The organism is [Leptolyngbya] sp. PCC 7376 (genome assembly GCF_000316605.1).
GTDB lineage: Bacteria > Cyanobacteriota > Cyanobacteriia > Cyanobacteriales > MRBY01 > MRBY01.
The window spans coordinates 2,871,656-2,886,882 of the sequence record NC_019683.1; the positions used below are offsets into that span (position 1 = coordinate 2,871,656).

Sequence of the window (15,227 nt, forward strand, 5' to 3'; positions counted from 1 at the left end):
AAGGGAGGATCATATTCGCTGAAAGCCCTATTTTCAATGAATTGCACTCATCTCGACTTCATTGTATAAAGGTAAACTTTTTCCTCAACCCTTACTCATTTTGTAAACAATTATCAACACTGAAAGTTATCGAGTCACAATAGTTCTGTGAGGATCGACCAAATTTGTGAAGACCATTCCGTTAAACTGTGGGAGATGGCAATTGAACAGAAGAGCTAGGCGATCGCCATGACAGAAGATTCCGGAAAGGAACAATTTATTTATCCAAAGGACAGTTATCGTGGCGAATTCAATCTTGAGAACATGGCATTTAATGCCAATTTGCAAGAATTTGCGCAGAAGGTAAATATCGTTTGCAATCTCGAGACAAATGGAAAAATAACCTCGAATGATGCTTACAAAAGAATTAAAAAGCTATGGCGAGAGCTAAAAAGCAGTAGAAAAAGTCTCAAGATCCAAAAAAAAGATGATGAGACCTCTGGGTAAGATGCTCATCATCTTTTCTGCTCTTTCACCAACTTATTTTTCAATGAGCCAGAGAGGTAGACTCTGACTTGGATTCACAGCTAAACCTTGAATATTGCTCTGGGCAAAGACATATTCAGTACCTTGCCAAATCGGAATATAAGGTACATCTGCGGCCATCAACTCCTGAATCTCTCCAAAAATTGCCTTGCGAGCTTCAAGATCAGTTTCAGTGCGCTGGGAATCGATAAGCTCATTCATCGTTTCACTCCAATAGAAAGAGCCTTGGTTTTGCGCACCACCTGCTTCACAACCGGTTGCTTCATCGCCTTCATCACAATCCAACATTGGATGAATATAGTTATCAGCATCGAGAAAATCAGGATACCAATTTCCCAAGGCTGCGGGATAAACACCCTGTGCAATATTTTTAAAGTAATTTGCGCCTTCAACGCTGCTTGGTTCAAACACAAGCATGCCGTCTAATTCCCGCGTTGCAAATTCTTTAAGCGTTGTCGCAATAATGCCACGGGTTGTGGAGCCGGAAGGATACCACAATGGCACAACAGCCGGATTTTCTGCACTAAAACCAGCTTCATTCAGCAAGGTTTTTGCTGCTTCAATATTGGCATTGCCATAAACATCTTCAAAGATCGGTTCAGAAGCAGCGAAGGATGTCGGAATCAAACTATATAAAGGTTCTGCCTGTCCCTGTAAAACTCGCTCATTAATTAAGTTACGGTCAATCAAATGGGCGATCGCCTGCCTGACTTCCAGTTGGTCGAGAGGCGCAAGATTACGATTGAGCACCATGAAATTCACAGCCGTGCCATCCGCTTCAAGGGCTTGTACTTGACCATTCTCTGCGTCGGCGAGGAGATTGGTGATTTGCTCAGGTTCTAGAGATTGATAGGCAATATCCACAGCACCTGTGCGCAGCGAGTTAAAAAGATTGGCTGCATTACTACCAAAGATCTGGAAATCAACTCCAGCATTTTTCGGCGCTTCTCCCCAATAATCTGAGTTGCGGTCTAGCTTAATCGTGTCACTATTAAATTCCGCAAGTGTATAAGGACCAGTGCCTACCAAAGTATTCGGCGCAAAGTTTCCAGACCCAATTTCATAGGCTGCGGGAGAAACAGCACTTGCCCCTGCAAAAGCCAGCAATGCGGGAAATGCAGCAAAAGGTCTTTGGAGAGTAATGGTCAATTGATACTCACCAGTCACCTCAACAGTGCCGATAATATCGCCAAGTAAAAAGGATGGTTTCCCTTGATTTTGCATAAAGCGATCAAGAGAAAACTTCATTGCCTCAGCATTAAAAGTTTCTCCATCGTGGAACAGTACATCTTCCCGCAGCGGAATCGTATAGCTCAAACCATCTTCACTGATAATCGGCATCTCTGTCGCTAGCAAAGGTTTAATTTCCGTGGTACCAACTTCGTATGTATAGAGGCTTTCCGTAACGTTATAGATAATATTTAGCCCGGCGATCTCATAGCTATCAGCAGGGTCAATAGTGCGAGGCTGTGCAGTCGTTCCCAACAGAATGCGGTTATCGGCACTAGGGGCAACTTCTTCAGTGCTTGTACTTGTATTTGTCGTATCAGGGGAAGGGTTACAGCCAACTAATGTCGCGCCAAAAATCAAGGCGATCGCCGCCGATGTGTAGACCGAGCGGGGAAGCATAGAAAATTTTTTCGACAGACTAAACATATTTATCGCTAATTCACGCTAAGAAAGTCGTTCGATCATATCGGTATTTGCCCATGCCGAACAGCTACAATCATGCTTTCTAGACGAAATCTCCCATATTCACCCCCATAGCTAAGCAGAAAAGATACATCTAACATCGCCACAATTCCCCAAACCTAAGACAATAAAAAACCCTCTCCAAATCAAGAGAAGGCAAAATCAAACATAAAATATTTTCCTTACTTATCCATCAGTTGGAACAGCATTCACATCAACCGTTGGAGCCGCACCTGCTTCATCAGCATTTGGCGCTTGAGTCTGTTGACGTTTCTGAAAAAACTCCATTGCAATCTGCGAGAGTTCAGCTAATAACAAAGAAACAATAATCGCATCATCTACTTGACCAGCAAGCGGAAAAAAATCTGGCGAAATATCTATGGGACTAATCACATATGCAAGGGTACCGAGAATAATCCACCAACGGTATTTTGGGTTGCGTAAAGTACTGCGATACCAATCATAAATAGCCTTCGGAGAAAGAGACATAATCGAGGCTCAAACCTTCTAAATCAATACTTTTATCTTGCCAGTAAACCTCTAAAATTACCCAGTGTAGAAAACCGTCACCACTACACCATTTACCAAATTCAGCCAAACAAAAAGGGAGCCAGACCAAAGTCCAACTCCCTTTTTGTAATTCAATTTATAGCGATCAAGTCATAAGACTAAGCCAGAGCAACTGAAATTAAGTTCTCTCAGCGTTAACTGTAGACTTATCACCAACCTTCTTATAGAAACCCCACTCAACCTGAGTGTTAGCAAGTTCAGGGTCAACACCAGCGAATACGTCGCGGTAGAGAGTACGAGAACCATGCCAAATATGGCCGAAGAAGAAGAATAATGCAAATACGGCGTGACCAAAGGTAAACCAACCACGAGGGCTAGTACGGAATACACCGTCAGAACCTAAGGTCTCAGTATCGAATTCAAAGGACTCACCAAGCTGAGCACGACGAGCATATTTTCTGATAGTCGCAGTGTCAGTAAAGCTTTGACCATCAAGCTCACCACCGTAGAAGGTAGCAGTGACGCCAGCTTGCTCAACAGAGAACTTAGACTCAGAACGACGGAAAGGAATATCCGCACGGATAACACCTTCAGCGTCAGTCATGATGACAGGAAAAGTCTCGAAGAAGTTAGGCATACGACGAACAGTAAGCTCACGACCTTCCGAATCAGTAAAGATGGGGTGACCAGACCAAGACTGTGCAATACCGTCACCTTGATCCATAGGACCAGTACGGAACAAACCACCTTTTGCGGGGCTGTTACCGACGTAGTCATAGAATGCAAGTTTTTCAGGAATAGTATTCCAAGCTTCAGAGAGTGTTGCGCCAGCAGCGACTTCAGCGTCTACACGACGTTGAATCTCGGTGTTGAAATAATCGCTATCCCATTGATAACGGGTAGGACCAAACAATTCGATAGGAGTTGTTGCATTGCCATACCACATTGTTCCTGCAACGATAAACGCCGCAAAGAACACAGCTGCAATACTACTGGAGAGTACTGTCTCGATGTTACCCATACGAAGTGCCTTGTACAGACGCTCAGGAGGACGAACACTGAGGTGGAATAGACCAGCAATAATACCGACGATACCAGCAGCAATGTGGTGAGCAACAACGCCACCAGGACTGAATGGGTTAAAACCACTCGGTCCCCAATCAGGTGCTACAGCTTGGACATGACCCGTTACACCGTAAGGGTCAGAAATCCACATACCTGGTCCCCAGACACCACTAAGGTGGAATGCTCCAAAGCCGAAGCAAAGAAGACCGGATAAGAACAGGTGAATACCAAACATTTTAGGTAAGTCCAAAGCGGGCTTACCAGTACGAGAATCAACGAAGAGTTCGAGATCCCAGAATACCCAGTGCCAAACGGCAGCTAGGAATAAAAGACCAGAAAGAACGATGTGAGCGGCAGCTACACCTTCAAATGACCAAAAACCGGGGTTTGTGCCAATTTCGCCAGTGACGTCCCAGCCGTTCCAAGAACCAGTTACGCCCAAACGCGTCATGAAGGGTAGAACAAACATGCCCTGACGCCACATGGGGTTAAGGACGGGATCACTAGGATCAAAAGTAGCTAGCTCATACAGTGCCATTGAGCCAGCCCAACCTGCAACGAGTGCAGTGTGCATTAGGTGTACAGAAATCAGACGACCTGGGTCGTTAAGGACGACTGTATGTACGCGGTACCAAGGTAGTCCCATTGACTACTCTCCTCCTAAACAATCGTGTCTACTATGACCAAACATTTTCTCATTATTCATGAGGTTTGGCCGGAACCGACGTTACAACCTTGAAACCATTGCTAGTTCTGGATTGAAACGACTTTTCGGGGGCTATGTTTCTGTAAACTCCGATGAAATATTTTCACAAAAGTTTACAAATCATCCTTAAGAAATTTGTTTTATAAATGCTGTTTGTCACAAGGACTTAAGCTTTATGTTTTCTTTTCTACAGTATCTACACGGCATAGAATCCGGCAGAATTTGGTAGAAAAGTTTGTTTAAAGAAGTGTAACTATTGTTAGATGGCTTGGCAAGCAAAATCGTTTAAATGTAACGGCTTCATAAGGTTTAATTACTTGCAGTGAGGAGGTTGCTAGCTTGGTTTAACTGAGCGATCGCCTCTTCAGGGGTCATTAGGCGCTTAATTGTTACTTGGCCGATGTTAGAGGTATTATTCGCCATTTGGTGGGGTCTCACTTCAAGCATGAGGATAGGATCTTCGACTTGGTACAGCCAAAGTCTTTCGTCTTTGTGATCTATGGCAATGTTGGTGCGCTGGATACGGGGCGATCGCCGCCATGCTGCGTCATCCCAAAGTCCACCAAATTCCCAAACACGACCTATTTGCCATCCTTCTGTAAGAAAAAAGTATTTCATGGAAATTTGCTGGAAAAATATTCGTCAAAGGAATAGTACGAGATTCTTTGGGTATTGCATGACTTTTTCAACATCATGATCTCGACCCAAAACTTCAGAAAGGTGAGTCGTACTCTAGGTACCTATTTCTTACAACAAACTATTACTCATTCAGGAGTTGGCAAGTTTGTAAGCGATGGAATAGAGCTGGTAAATATTCGTAATAGCGTACAGATTGCATATAGAAGGCTTCATAGGAGCAGGAGCCACAAGGAGCCTTATCTGCTTCGCTAAGCGCAATGATTCGGGCTGCATCTTCTCCTACCCATGGCAAATGACCTTGGGAAGCTGTGGTGCTGTAGTTAATTTCGTCAGAGAGCTTCCAGGCAAATGATTCTCGAGTTTGCCATTGGGCGGAGCGTTTTTCTAGGGGAGTGAATTGATACCAACCGAGATGATCGCCCCATTGCTCAACCCATGCAATATGGGTAGCGGCTTGGGAAGGAGGAGATGCTAAGGCGCCTTGAACAGAAAAACCAAATTGGCCACCACTATATTGCTGCCACATCCCGTCAATAATTTGTAGGGTTTCACAGGTCAGCGCTTCAATTTGAACTGGGTCATAGTTTGGAGGAAAAATAGCGCTGCCGACCCAAACACGTGTCAAATCATTTGCCGTTTCCCAATCCTGACTCATTAAGGCAGACTCAAGATCACTGTAAAAAGTATCCGCTTGCTTTGCCAACAAAGGTTCAGCGAACAAACATCTGCCGAAACTAAATGCGGCGATCGCCAAAATTAGAGACTGTAATTTTTTCACAACACAAACCACCACCTAAAGTGGTTGAGACAATCGATTGTGATTACCCTGATGTTTTGTTGATGAACGCTAGAACGCTATGAGGCGATCGCCATTGGCTCGTTATCAAAGAGAACTGTCGTTAAACACAATCACTTCAGTTTTATCCTTAGATAGACTCGATGCACTCAGCTGAGTCCGATTGGTGCCGAGCTTTTTCGTCGTTACATCATCACCTAGCAATCCAAGGAAATCATCCACTGGGTTTAGGCGACAAGTATCATCTGCTCCTGTGCCGAGATAGTGGGTCGGAATAATGACTTTTGGCTGCAACAAATCAAGGGTTTTCACAGCTTGAGTCGGGAGATAGCCTTTCGGTGGGAAAGAAGGAGTACTGTTCACATGGGCATCAGTTCCACCAACAGGCAGCATCACCACATCAGCAGCGCCACCCGTCAAAATAAAGTCATCAATATCCACTTGTTCACCCGCACCACCGAGATGAAGGAAACCGATGCCACCAATCGTCCAGCTCCAAGCCACATTGGTGGGGAAGCGCCAACCACGATAACGTTCTGCATTCGCATGGTCTAGGCTAATGCCATTAAAGACAATGCCCTCTGCTTCAAATTGTCCTGCCTGCCAGAGAACAGTGGGATCACCCTTTAGATTTTCGATATAGCCTTCGTCAAAGAGCTGGCTCGTAATGAGCACGATGTCTGCTGTAGGGAAGTCGCCTCTATAGTCCGCAGTACAACCCGCAGATTTGTAGGGGTTAACGAGAATTTTGACGCCATTGTGTTGGATCAGAAAGCAGGTGTGGCCATACCATTGCACTGAGACATTGCCAGTTTGGGCCTGGGCAACTGAGCTTGTCTGAAATAGTCGGTGGCTGGCGATCGCCCCCAAAGCAGAAGCACTAGCGGTTTGAATAAACTGGCGACGTTTCATGGTGTAACTCAAAAAATCCTTTACGTGGTGAATATTTGACGAACGTTAGTGGACAAGCTCAGGGACGGCTTTAATCGAGACAAGAAAATTACGAAGTAAATCCTTGCCAGCAGTGGTCAAAATACTTTCTGGATGAAATTGTACTCCCTGGACATGGGGATAATCGCGGTGACGGACGCCCATAATGGTGCCATCATCCACTTGCGCCGTAATTTCAAGGCAATCAGGACAAGTTTCTTTCTCAATCACGAGGCTATGGTAGCGAGTCGCGGGGAAAGGATTGTCCAGTCCTGCAAAAACTCCTTGGTTCGTATGGTGAATTTGGGAGATTTTGCCATGCATCAAAACAGGAGCGCCAATAATATTGCCACCAAAGATTTGACCAATACTCTGATGCCCTAGACAGACACCGAGGATCGGAAGTTCCTGACCTAATTCGCGAATAATATCTAGTGATACACCCGCATCATCGGGGCGACCAGGGCCGGGGGAAATGACAATCCCATCTGGATTTTTCGCACGAATCTCAGCCAGGTTAATTTTGTCATTACGGTAAACCTCGATCTCGTTCGCAACGGGCAATTCTTTACCGAGTTCGCCGAGATATTGTACGAGGTTATAGGTAAAACTATCGTAGTTATCGATAACGAGAATCAAGGGGTTAGTCTCCTTATATCAACGGTTCAGGAAGTAAGCATGGCACGGAAATGGGGAAATGAGATCAACGTGGCAACAAGGAGTGAGGCGATCGCCCCGATGAGTACAGCGGCAGCGGCACAGTCTTTCGCAATTTTCGCGAGCTCATGATAGGTCTGTTGCACAGTGAGATCGACGACGGATTCGAGAGCAGTATTAATCAGCTCTAATACCAGTACGAGGGCAACCATCGCAGTCAAGACAGCGGTTTCCAGGAAACTGAGAGAGAGGAAAAAACACATCGACCACACAAAAATTGCGATACCGAGATGAATCCGAAAATTCCGCTGAGTTTGGGTTGCATAGACGATGCCTTGCCAGGCATATCGAAAACTGGCGAAAAGGTCTGGTGCCACTTTCCATGCGAGCGTTCGCCGTTCCGTTTTTTCTCGCAATGCTTGTTTTTCCTGCGTCATCTCACACCCAAGTAAATTCTCCCCATTATGGAATAAGTTGAACCCGCCGCAAGAGTAGCGCCTGACGGTCGAGCATTTTCTCTAAGCTCTGGTCATCGGGATGATCCCAGCCCAATAAATGTAGAAGACCGTGGCTCGCTAGCCAACCCAATTCTGTTTGGAGGCTATGGTTACGGGCGATCGCCTGTTTTTGAGCAGTATCTACCGAAACAATAATGTCACCAAGATAAATCGGTTCAGAGTCCGGCAGAGGCATCCCTAGGTCATCTTCTAGGGCTGCAAAAGACAACACATCCGTCGGTTGGTCTTTTTGGCGATATTGAGTATTGAGCTGGTGAATTTCCGCATCATCGGTAAATCGCAGAGTCAGTTCATAGCCCACAGCTTTAGGTAAAGTTTCAGCCAAATCCTGCAGCCAAGCATTTAACCAAGTCTGCCACTGGGCGATCGCCAACTCCGGTAACGTTTCAGCGAGGGTCATCTCAACAAAAATATCGTTATCCATCACTTAGTGAGTTAGCCATGCCACCAATACAAAAAAGCCCAACACGCCTATTGTCGTCAGCGTGAAATGGTAGATAGCTTTGCCGCCCTTACGCACCATATTCCGCATCGCGAGTTTGACATAGCTTGGCTTCGGTTCTGTTGCTGCTTGTTCTAGTGAAGCTTGCTCGGTCGCCGAATCAGTGACGGACGTAGTTTCAGTCATAGTGCCAAAACAAAAAATTGTTGGTAAAAATTTGAACGACTCTAATGTAACAGTTCATTGCTATAGATGGATTATCAGTCTTTGCTGTGCATTTTCTTCACAGCTCCCCCTGACAATTTTCAGAGAAGCGATCGCCACCCCTGTAAACTAATATTTCAAAGCAGTTCTGGGGAAAAATCATGCGAATTTTGATTATTGGTGGCACACGGTTTATTGGTGTGTACTTAACTCAAATTTTGCTGGAAGCAGGTCACGAAGTCGTGTTATTTAATCGCGGCAATCACCCAGCGCCAGAGGGGGTCACGCAAATTCAGGGCGATCGCAAAGACCCAGCACAGCTGAAGGAGAAACTTGCTGGTGAATCCTTTGATGCTGTTTTCGATAATAACGGTCGTGAACTCGCTCACACCCAGCCTCTCGCGGAAATTTTTGCGGGAAAGATAAAACATTTCGTTTATGTCAGTTCGGCTGGCGTTTATCTCCCCACCACTCAACCCCCTCTCAAAGAAGCAGATGCCGTTGACCCCAACAGTCGCCACAAAGGGAAACACGAAACGGAAGCCTATTTAGCTGCCAGTGATTTGCCCTGGACATCAATTCGTCCAACATATATTTATGGCTCGAAAAATTACAATGATCTAGAGGCTTGGTTCTTTGATCGCATCGTTAGAAATCGCCCCATTCCTATCCCTGGTAACGGTCAATTTATTACGCAATTTGGACACTGCTACGATCTTGCTACTGCGATGGCAGCCATTCTAGGTAACGAAAAAGCCATTGGGCAAATTTATAATATTTCCGGCGATCGCTTCGTCACATTTACGGGACTAGCAAAGGCTTGTGCAGAGGCAGCAGGCAAAAATCCCGATGACGTTGAACTAATTTATTACGACCCCACAGAATTCAGTTTCGGTAAGAGAAAGGCCTTCCCCATACGCTCACAACATTTTATGGCGGACATCAGCAAAGCATTAAAGGCTCTCGACTGGGCACCTAAATATGATTTGATTTCAGGTCTCAAAGAATCTTTTATCAATGACTATCTCGCCTCTGGTCGGGACAAAACCGATATTGACTTTTCTACCGACGACCAAATCTTAGGCGCATAGAAACATGATTCGCACGATCTACCTCCACGGGTTTGCTTCTAGCCCTAAATCCCGCAAAGCTCAGTATTTTTTAGAACATATACCAGACCTATTTGTCCCTGACCTCAACCAAGAAGATTTTGGCAAACTCACCGTCAGTCGCCAGATTGAACAGGTGCGAGAACTTTTGATAGAGCCAAGCTATATTATTGGGTCGAGCTTGGGAGGTTTAACGGCAGCTCTCCTCGCCGAAAAATACCCGGAGTTAATCAAAAAAATTGTGTTGATGGCTCCTGCATTTCAGTTCACAAAAAATTGGCGCAAACGTTTAGGGGAAAAGAATTTAGGTCATTGGCAAAGAACTGATGCGTTGCCGATATATCACTATTCTTACCAGAAAGAAATTTCTCTACACTACGAATTTTTCCGAGATGCTGAAGCCCTTAGTGAATATGAGTTTCAGAATCAAGTGCCGACATTAATTTTGCATGGCAACAATGACGAAACAGTGCCGATTAGTGTGAGTGAAGACTATGCTCACAATCGGGATTGGGTAAAATTTATTGCTCTAGATAGTGACCACAGTTTGGGCGATCGCCTGCCGGAATTATTTGCTGAGAGCCAAGCATTTTTATCCGATAATTAAATCCATCATTGGATGTTGAGGGGAGCAAGCGAACAATGCGGATATTGTGCCTGAGTAATGGTCATGGTGAAGATGCGATCGCCGTGCAAGTTTTAGAACAAATCCAAGTTCAAAATCCTGACATTAGCCTCGCCGCCTTGCCGATTGTGGGAACAGGTCACGCTTACCAGAAACTCGATATCCCCATCATCGGTCGCACCCAGCAGATGCCCTCTGGCGGCTTTGTCTATATGGATAATCGTCAACTGGCGCGGGATATTAAAGGTGGCTTGCTCAAGCTCACTTGGCAGCAACATAAATCCATTCAACGGTGGGCCAAACAAACCGATGAACCTTCTCTTATTTTGGCAGTGGGAGATATTGTGCCGCTAATTTTTGCGCTATTGAGCGGCACGAATTATGCGTTTATTGGCACTGCAAAATCTGAATATTATCTGCGGGATAGTGATGGACAATGGCTTTCCAAAACATCTGGTCTCGAAAAATGGTTTGGCTCTGTCTATCTTCCTTGGGAGCGATGGCTACTAAGTCGAAAAAAATGCCTCGCTGTCTATCCGCGCGATCGCCTCACCACAGACATTTTGCAGAAATATAAGATTGCTGCCGTTGATCTGGGAAATCCGATGATGGATGGTTTAGAGCCATCACAGTTAGAGCTAGAGGAAGAAGAGCGCACGTTAACTTGTGTTTTGTTACCGGGTTCACGACTACCCGAAGCTTTGCACAATTGGCGGAAAATCTTAGTGGCAACACAGCAAATTCGCGATAAATATCAAACGGTAAATTTTATTGCGGCGATCGCCCCGAGTTTAGAATCAACAGATTTTGGCGAAACCCTAAACAAATTTGGTTGGCACACAACTAATCAAATCCCCGATGACCTGCGATTCAACGATCCAGAGATCAAAGGTTTTATGCAAGGGCAAGCAACCCTTGTGATTTCCCAAAATTATTATGCCGAAACTCTCAATCGCGCTGATGTGGCGATCGCCATGGCAGGCACAGCAACAGAACAATTTGTCGGCCTCGGGAAACCGGCCTTCACGATTGTTGGCACTGGCCCGCAGTTCACACCAGCTTTCGCCGAAGCCCAAACTCGCTTGCTCGGTCATTCTGTTATTCTGCTGCAAAAACCAGAGGCGATCGCCCAAAAACTTGATGCCATCCTAAAAAATCCAGACCTATTACAAAGCATTGCGGCCAATGGCAAACAACGTATGGGAGAAACCGGTGCTGCTCAACGCATTGCAGTCCATCTCTTAAATCTATTTTCAAAAACTTAATGTGTCGCTACTTTGCTCAGTTTTGGAAAAGCTTCTTTTTCCATCAAATCCGTCGCAAATGCTTCTACTGCAGTCGGTTCTAAATACTGCAACTGCTTTAACAGGCGATCGCCTTGCTCGACAAAATCTTGAATATCAAACCCGGCGTAACTCTCTTCGTCACTGTCCCGCAGCCGCCGTAAGCCTTCACCCACCAAAATCGTTGCACCACGCAGATTGCTGTTACCGAGATGATAACAACCTACTGCAATTTGTAAAATCCCTTGGTATAAGGACTTTTCCGGCTCCATAGCCTCAAACCACAGAGCCTCAAGGGTGTCATGGCAACTATAGAACTCCTGCTCATTGAGTTGCCGCACACCATCAAAAAAAGAATCAGGAACGTCCACTGTTCCTAGCCCTTCATCTTATTTGTAACTTCCTTAATATAGTCAAGTTCAATGTCCTGTTGCTCACCCGCAAAATCATTATCTTCAGTAATGAAAAGCATACAGTGACAGTCATTGCGCTCACGCATGGGTACACAAGGACAATTCCAGAAAGCATTGGCAACCTCTGCTTCCTTATCCTCATAGTGGCGACAAGGACAAAGGGGAGCACCAAGCTCTTCCTTATGCTTTGCCAATCCCTCAATCACAACCGCAGTTACCGAAGGATCTACACAAAAGTAAGTATCAGTACGTTTTGCATATTTTTCGGCAAAATTTTTCATTAACTCCAATGCCTTGTCTGAAGCAGCATTCTCAACAGTCATTACGATCCGCCCGATATAGATTCAAAAAAGTTTGCTTCTAACTACGATAGTACGCTTACGTTAATTTCCTCAACCGCCATAACCACCCCTATGAAACTTCGTTAGCATTAGGTTACGTCTAAAGAAAAAGGCGATCGCCCCGACGAGATATCGCAAAACACAATATCAACCCTTAAGACCAATTCATAAGAAAAACTTAAGTTTTATGTAAAAGAAAGTAATACAATAAACAGGGTTCGATATCAGTGCACCGTTAGAAACTTTATGTTGTGAGGCAAATCAGATGACTGGTTTAATTATTTTTTCCGTTTACGCCGTTGCTCTGAGCTCAATCTTTTACTATCTAAACCAACCCTACAGCCGTAATTGGTGGCTCAAGATCACAACAGCAGGCCCTAGATGCGTTTACTATTTTGGACCTTTCCATAGCCAAAAAGAAGCTAATGCAAACATCAATGGCTATCGCACCGATCTAGAAGGAGAAAAAGCAAAAGTTGTACAAGTGCAGCTCAACCAATGTTTTCCTCCTGCCCAACTGACATTTTGCCCTGACGAAGCTTAGGCGCAACCAAGAACTTATCGCTCCTCTATGGGCGATAAACGCTGAAGATGCCATGATTAACTCCACTATTGTCAGAGCCCATCAACATAGTTCTTGTGCCCCAAAAAACAGGGGAAGACAAAGCTATGGGTCGCAATAGAGGAGGTTTGAGTACAAAGATTCATGCAATCTGCGATGTGTTAGGCAACCCGATAGGGTTTTACTTAACTGCGGGTCAAGCTCATGATTTAGATGGTGTAGATGCATTATTACCAGAGATAGAAGCGGAAGCTCTTTTGGCGGTTAGAGCTGATGATGCGGATGAGAGAGTGCGACAGCGATTGGCAAAGGAGCATTGCGAGGCGATCATTCATGCCACGAAAAAGCGGAAACCGTCCTATTCTTATGACCAAGAGCTTTAGCAAGCTCGCTATTTAATCGAAAACTTCTTTGCCAAACTGAAGCAATACTGTGAGAGCGTCACTCGTGCTGATTAAGACAGCAAGAAATTTTCTAGGAGCAATTTACTTTGCGGCTTCTATCACCTGGCTTAATTGATGATACGCCCTAGCCGTTTTATTTTGATTTTTCGGGCGATCGCCACCAACCATCAATGTAATCAAACAAAGGGCGATCAGCTTTCTCACCCCATGTGCGATCATCAGTTTTAAACATATGACCTTTGAGAGTCAGCCAACATTTTTGTTGTTTTCCCTGATGTCCTCTGACATAACACAGTTGAGTTCGATAGACCCATCGTGAATGTTTGGCCCCCTCTTCGCGGATGCGCTGCCACACCACATTAGTAATGGCTTCCCGTGGTAACCAGAAGCAGTTGTAGATATCGATGTTATCAATCAATCTTGCCACCAAACCTTCCTCAAGCAACACCAGCCCAAAGCCGTATTTTCCGTGTCGTCGTAACTTATGCGCCTGCCAGGTTCTTACAAAAGAAGAGCTTCCTTCCCATGCAAACCAAGCACAGTAAACCAACAACAGACTCAGTAACGCAAATAAGCCCAGCATCAATGCCATCTCTCCTGCATTTTGCTGTTTTATTGTCTGAACAAAACGGCCAAAACTTTCAGGTTTTTGTATCAATTGATTAAGTAATGCTGGAGGGAGAGTCAGTGGTGGCAGTGCATATATCAACCAAAATGGCATCATAAAAATCTGAGTGAACCAATCTACTTTGGCAGGTAAAAATTTCTCAGATAAATGATGGGCAGAGCCTCGCAAAAATTCCCGTTGATATAGTTCTGGTAAATCTTGAAAAGAACATAAGCCGTATGGAGGTCGAGTCGTATTCTGTTTTTTCATACGGCATTCTATTGATGATCGTACTGAGTTACACGATATCGGATGCTAGGTAGCTGATGATTACACTTCATTTTGCTCGGCATTCATCGCAATATTTATTTTGCTTCTTCATTGCAAATTGAGTTCACCCATTCTCGAAAGTTTTGATGGCTTTCCTGAGCTGGCTTAACAATAGCAAGACCTACACTCGGAATTTCTATGCCAAATTCTGATTCGACCCAGCTTTGAAAATTAGGATGAAGATACTCATTTTTGACAGGATGTTTGGTCATGTCTTCGCAGCCAATCTCGCTATAACCAATTGCCAGAAGAGCAATAAAATCCTTCATATTGCCAGCTAGAACTTTTACTTCATCTCCTTCTGATCCGAGATGAACAATCGGTTCCCGACCATCATCTTGCTTCCAGATACAATACATCGAGCCATCTGACCCTGCTCCAAATAAAGCTAATCGCTCATCAGCTTTGTGAGAACGGAACCACCAGTAAAAGTCTTGTCCATCGCCTGCACGAAGTTGGAAATAACCACTAATTGGATATCTATTAGTTTCAACCCAGTTACATAACAAGCCCAATTCTTCTGGGAAAGAAATTGATAGAGGAAAATACTTTTGAATCTCGTCTTCCATTCTTTTCTAAACCTTTATAGGTAGTATTTTGTCGTGATGATCGCCTGACCGTTTAGCTTTAACTCTTACTCTTTTTGTAGAAAACGAATTGAGTTCACCATTATTCTCGGATTTCAGTATTAAAGTCGCAGATTTTTTGGCTAAAGGAAGAATGGCAGTGATCACATGTGATTCCCAGTAAAAAAAGAATAGAGAAACTTTCTAAATCTTGAATTTTTCTGAGACAGATAAAAACATAATTATATTTAGAAATTGATAAATGAATCTTGCAAAATTCTTTGCTTTCACAAGAGAATTTGT

The 15,227-nt window shown here is 44.5% G+C and carries 19 protein-coding genes and 1 pseudogene; 6 read left to right on the forward strand and 14 right to left on the reverse strand.

The window, feature by feature from the left end:
* The first annotated feature begins 228 nt into the window (after nucleotides 1-228).
* A complete protein-coding gene (locus LEPTO7376_RS12805) occupies nucleotides 229-486 on the forward strand; it encodes a hypothetical protein (RefSeq protein ID WP_015134596.1) in 258 nt (85 codons plus the stop codon).
* Between the two features lie 33 nt (nucleotides 487-519).
* Here LEPTO7376_RS12805 and LEPTO7376_RS12810 read toward each other — a convergent pair whose 3' ends face one another.
* From LEPTO7376_RS12810 to LEPTO7376_RS12855, 10 genes are all read right to left on the reverse strand, one after another.
* The gene (locus tag LEPTO7376_RS12810; protein ID WP_015134597.1) at nucleotides 520-2,154 is read right to left on the reverse strand and encodes an ABC transporter substrate-binding protein; all 1,635 of its coding nucleotides are present in this window, start codon (nucleotides 2,152-2,154) and stop codon (nucleotides 520-522) included.
* 249 nt (nucleotides 2,155-2,403) lie between these two features.
* Entirely contained in the window at nucleotides 2,404-2,706 is a 303-nt protein-coding gene (locus LEPTO7376_RS12815; protein ID WP_015134598.1) for a YkvA family protein, read from the reverse strand.
* Nucleotides 2,707-2,905: 199 nt separating this feature from the next.
* Nucleotides 2,906-4,438 (reverse strand): photosystem II chlorophyll-binding protein CP47, encoded by a 1,533-nt coding sequence (gene psbB, locus LEPTO7376_RS12820; protein WP_015134599.1) that lies wholly within the window; start codon nucleotides 4,436-4,438, stop codon nucleotides 2,906-2,908.
* Nucleotides 4,439-4,807: 369 nt separating this feature from the next.
* Nucleotides 4,808-5,116 (reverse strand): hypothetical protein, encoded by a 309-nt coding sequence (locus tag LEPTO7376_RS12825; RefSeq protein WP_015134600.1) that lies wholly within the window; start codon nucleotides 5,114-5,116, stop codon nucleotides 4,808-4,810.
* 142 nt (nucleotides 5,117-5,258) lie between these two features.
* Entirely contained in the window at nucleotides 5,259-5,915 is a 657-nt protein-coding gene (locus LEPTO7376_RS12830; protein ID WP_160148453.1) for a GUN4 domain-containing protein, read from the reverse strand.
* A 105-nt stretch (nucleotides 5,916-6,020) separates the two neighbouring features.
* Nucleotides 6,021-6,845 carry an MBL fold metallo-hydrolase gene (locus LEPTO7376_RS12835; protein ID WP_015134602.1) on the reverse strand — a complete coding sequence of 275 codons (825 nt, stop codon included), beginning with the start codon at nucleotides 6,843-6,845 and terminating at the stop codon, nucleotides 6,021-6,023.
* 45 nt (nucleotides 6,846-6,890) lie between these two features.
* Nucleotides 6,891-7,502, reverse strand: coding sequence for an aminodeoxychorismate/anthranilate synthase component II (locus LEPTO7376_RS12840; RefSeq protein WP_015134603.1), 612 nt, complete (start codon nucleotides 7,500-7,502; stop codon nucleotides 6,891-6,893).
* 26 nt (nucleotides 7,503-7,528) lie between these two features.
* A complete protein-coding gene (locus LEPTO7376_RS12845) occupies nucleotides 7,529-7,957 on the reverse strand; it encodes a diacylglycerol kinase family protein (RefSeq protein ID WP_015134604.1) in 429 nt (142 codons plus the stop codon).
* Between the two features lie 25 nt (nucleotides 7,958-7,982).
* Nucleotides 7,983-8,462 carry an rRNA maturation RNase YbeY gene (ybeY, locus tag LEPTO7376_RS12850; RefSeq protein WP_015134605.1) on the reverse strand — a complete coding sequence of 160 codons (480 nt, stop codon included), beginning with the start codon at nucleotides 8,460-8,462 and terminating at the stop codon, nucleotides 7,983-7,985.
* Nucleotides 8,463-8,465: 3 nt separating this feature from the next.
* Complete coding sequence (locus LEPTO7376_RS12855; protein WP_015134606.1) at nucleotides 8,466-8,666, reverse strand: DUF3285 domain-containing protein; 201 nt, start codon at nucleotides 8,664-8,666, stop codon at nucleotides 8,466-8,468.
* Nucleotides 8,667-8,845: 179 nt separating this feature from the next.
* Between LEPTO7376_RS12855 and LEPTO7376_RS12860 the strand changes: the two genes are divergently transcribed.
* Genes LEPTO7376_RS12860 through LEPTO7376_RS12870 form a run of 3 tightly spaced genes read left to right on the forward strand, consistent with a single transcriptional unit; the run spans nucleotide 8,846 to nucleotide 11,683 of the window.
* Complete coding sequence (locus LEPTO7376_RS12860) at nucleotides 8,846-9,775, forward strand: NAD-dependent epimerase/dehydratase family protein (RefSeq protein ID WP_015134607.1); 930 nt, start codon at nucleotides 8,846-8,848, stop codon at nucleotides 9,773-9,775.
* Nucleotides 9,776-9,779: 4 nt separating this feature from the next.
* Entirely contained in the window at nucleotides 9,780-10,400 is a 621-nt protein-coding gene (locus LEPTO7376_RS12865; RefSeq protein WP_015134608.1) for a YqiA/YcfP family alpha/beta fold hydrolase, read from the forward strand.
* 35 nt (nucleotides 10,401-10,435) lie between these two features.
* Entirely contained in the window at nucleotides 10,436-11,683 is a 1,248-nt protein-coding gene (locus LEPTO7376_RS12870) for a lipid-A-disaccharide synthase-related protein (RefSeq protein WP_015134609.1), read from the forward strand.
* Here LEPTO7376_RS12870 and LEPTO7376_RS12875 read toward each other — a convergent pair.
* Nucleotides 11,680-12,072: a DUF309 domain-containing protein gene (locus LEPTO7376_RS12875; protein WP_015134610.1), complete on the reverse strand. Its 393-nt coding sequence runs from the start codon at nucleotides 12,070-12,072 to the stop codon at nucleotides 11,680-11,682. The genes LEPTO7376_RS12870 and LEPTO7376_RS12875 overlap by 4 nt on opposite strands.
* Nucleotides 12,073-12,077: 5 nt before the next feature.
* Nucleotides 12,078-12,437, reverse strand: coding sequence for a ferredoxin-thioredoxin reductase catalytic domain-containing protein (locus LEPTO7376_RS12880; protein ID WP_015134611.1), 360 nt, complete (start codon nucleotides 12,435-12,437; stop codon nucleotides 12,078-12,080).
* Between the two features lie 283 nt (nucleotides 12,438-12,720).
* On the opposite strand from LEPTO7376_RS12880, the gene LEPTO7376_RS12885 reads away from it, so the two are divergent.
* Both LEPTO7376_RS12885 and LEPTO7376_RS29095 read left to right on the forward strand, forming a co-directional pair.
* A complete protein-coding gene (locus tag LEPTO7376_RS12885) occupies nucleotides 12,721-12,999 on the forward strand; it encodes a DUF1816 domain-containing protein (RefSeq protein ID WP_015134612.1) in 279 nt (92 codons plus the stop codon).
* Nucleotides 13,000-13,042: 43 nt separating this feature from the next.
* Nucleotides 13,043-13,536, forward strand: a pseudogene (locus LEPTO7376_RS29095) (IS5 family transposase); the annotation flags it as partial.
* Nucleotides 13,537-13,554: 18 nt separating this feature from the next.
* Here the strand turns inward: LEPTO7376_RS29095 and LEPTO7376_RS12895 are convergent.
* Together LEPTO7376_RS12895 and LEPTO7376_RS23580 are read right to left on the reverse strand one after the other, a co-directional pair.
* The gene (locus LEPTO7376_RS12895; protein WP_015134613.1) at nucleotides 13,555-14,298 is read right to left on the reverse strand and encodes a hypothetical protein; all 744 of its coding nucleotides are present in this window, start codon (nucleotides 14,296-14,298) and stop codon (nucleotides 13,555-13,557) included.
* A gap of 95 nt (nucleotides 14,299-14,393) precedes the next feature.
* Entirely contained in the window at nucleotides 14,394-14,927 is a 534-nt protein-coding gene (locus LEPTO7376_RS23580; protein WP_015134614.1) for an SMI1/KNR4 family protein, read from the reverse strand.
* Between the last annotated feature and the right edge of the window lie 300 nt (nucleotides 14,928-15,227).

Excerpts from the sequence above, each read along its gene's own strand:
- LEPTO7376_RS12805 (WP_015134596.1), top strand. The coding sequence starts at position 229 with ATGACAGAAGATTCCGGAAAGGAACAATTTATTTATCCAAAGGACAGT.
- LEPTO7376_RS12810 (WP_015134597.1), bottom strand. The coding sequence starts at position 2,154 with ATGCTTCCCCGCTCGGTCTACACATCGGCGGCGATCGCCTTGATTTTT.
- LEPTO7376_RS12815 (WP_015134598.1), bottom strand. The coding sequence starts at position 2,706 with ATGTCTCTTTCTCCGAAGGCTATTTATGATTGGTATCGCAGTACTTTA.
- psbB (WP_015134599.1), bottom strand. The coding sequence starts at position 4,438 with ATGGGACTACCTTGGTACCGCGTACATACAGTCGTCCTTAACGACCCA.
- LEPTO7376_RS12825 (WP_015134600.1), bottom strand. The coding sequence starts at position 5,116 with ATGAAATACTTTTTTCTTACAGAAGGATGGCAAATAGGTCGTGTTTGG.
- LEPTO7376_RS12835 (WP_015134602.1), bottom strand. The coding sequence starts at position 6,845 with ATGAAACGTCGCCAGTTTATTCAAACCGCTAGTGCTTCTGCTTTGGGG.
- LEPTO7376_RS12845 (WP_015134604.1), bottom strand. The coding sequence starts at position 7,957 with ATGACGCAGGAAAAACAAGCATTGCGAGAAAAAACGGAACGGCGAACG.
- ybeY (WP_015134605.1), bottom strand. The coding sequence starts at position 8,462 with ATGGATAACGATATTTTTGTTGAGATGACCCTCGCTGAAACGTTACCG.
- LEPTO7376_RS12855 (WP_015134606.1), bottom strand. The coding sequence starts at position 8,666 with ATGACTGAAACTACGTCCGTCACTGATTCGGCGACCGAGCAAGCTTCA.
- LEPTO7376_RS12860 (WP_015134607.1), top strand. The coding sequence starts at position 8,846 with ATGCGAATTTTGATTATTGGTGGCACACGGTTTATTGGTGTGTACTTA.
- LEPTO7376_RS12865 (WP_015134608.1), top strand. The coding sequence starts at position 9,780 with ATGATTCGCACGATCTACCTCCACGGGTTTGCTTCTAGCCCTAAATCC.
- LEPTO7376_RS12870 (WP_015134609.1), top strand. The coding sequence starts at position 10,436 with ATGCGGATATTGTGCCTGAGTAATGGTCATGGTGAAGATGCGATCGCC.
- LEPTO7376_RS12880 (WP_015134611.1), bottom strand. The coding sequence starts at position 12,437 with ATGACTGTTGAGAATGCTGCTTCAGACAAGGCATTGGAGTTAATGAAA.
- LEPTO7376_RS12885 (WP_015134612.1), top strand. The coding sequence starts at position 12,721 with ATGACTGGTTTAATTATTTTTTCCGTTTACGCCGTTGCTCTGAGCTCA.
- LEPTO7376_RS12895 (WP_015134613.1), bottom strand. The coding sequence starts at position 14,298 with ATGAAAAAACAGAATACGACTCGACCTCCATACGGCTTATGTTCTTTT.
- LEPTO7376_RS23580 (WP_015134614.1), bottom strand. The coding sequence starts at position 14,927 with ATGGAAGACGAGATTCAAAAGTATTTTCCTCTATCAATTTCTTTCCCA.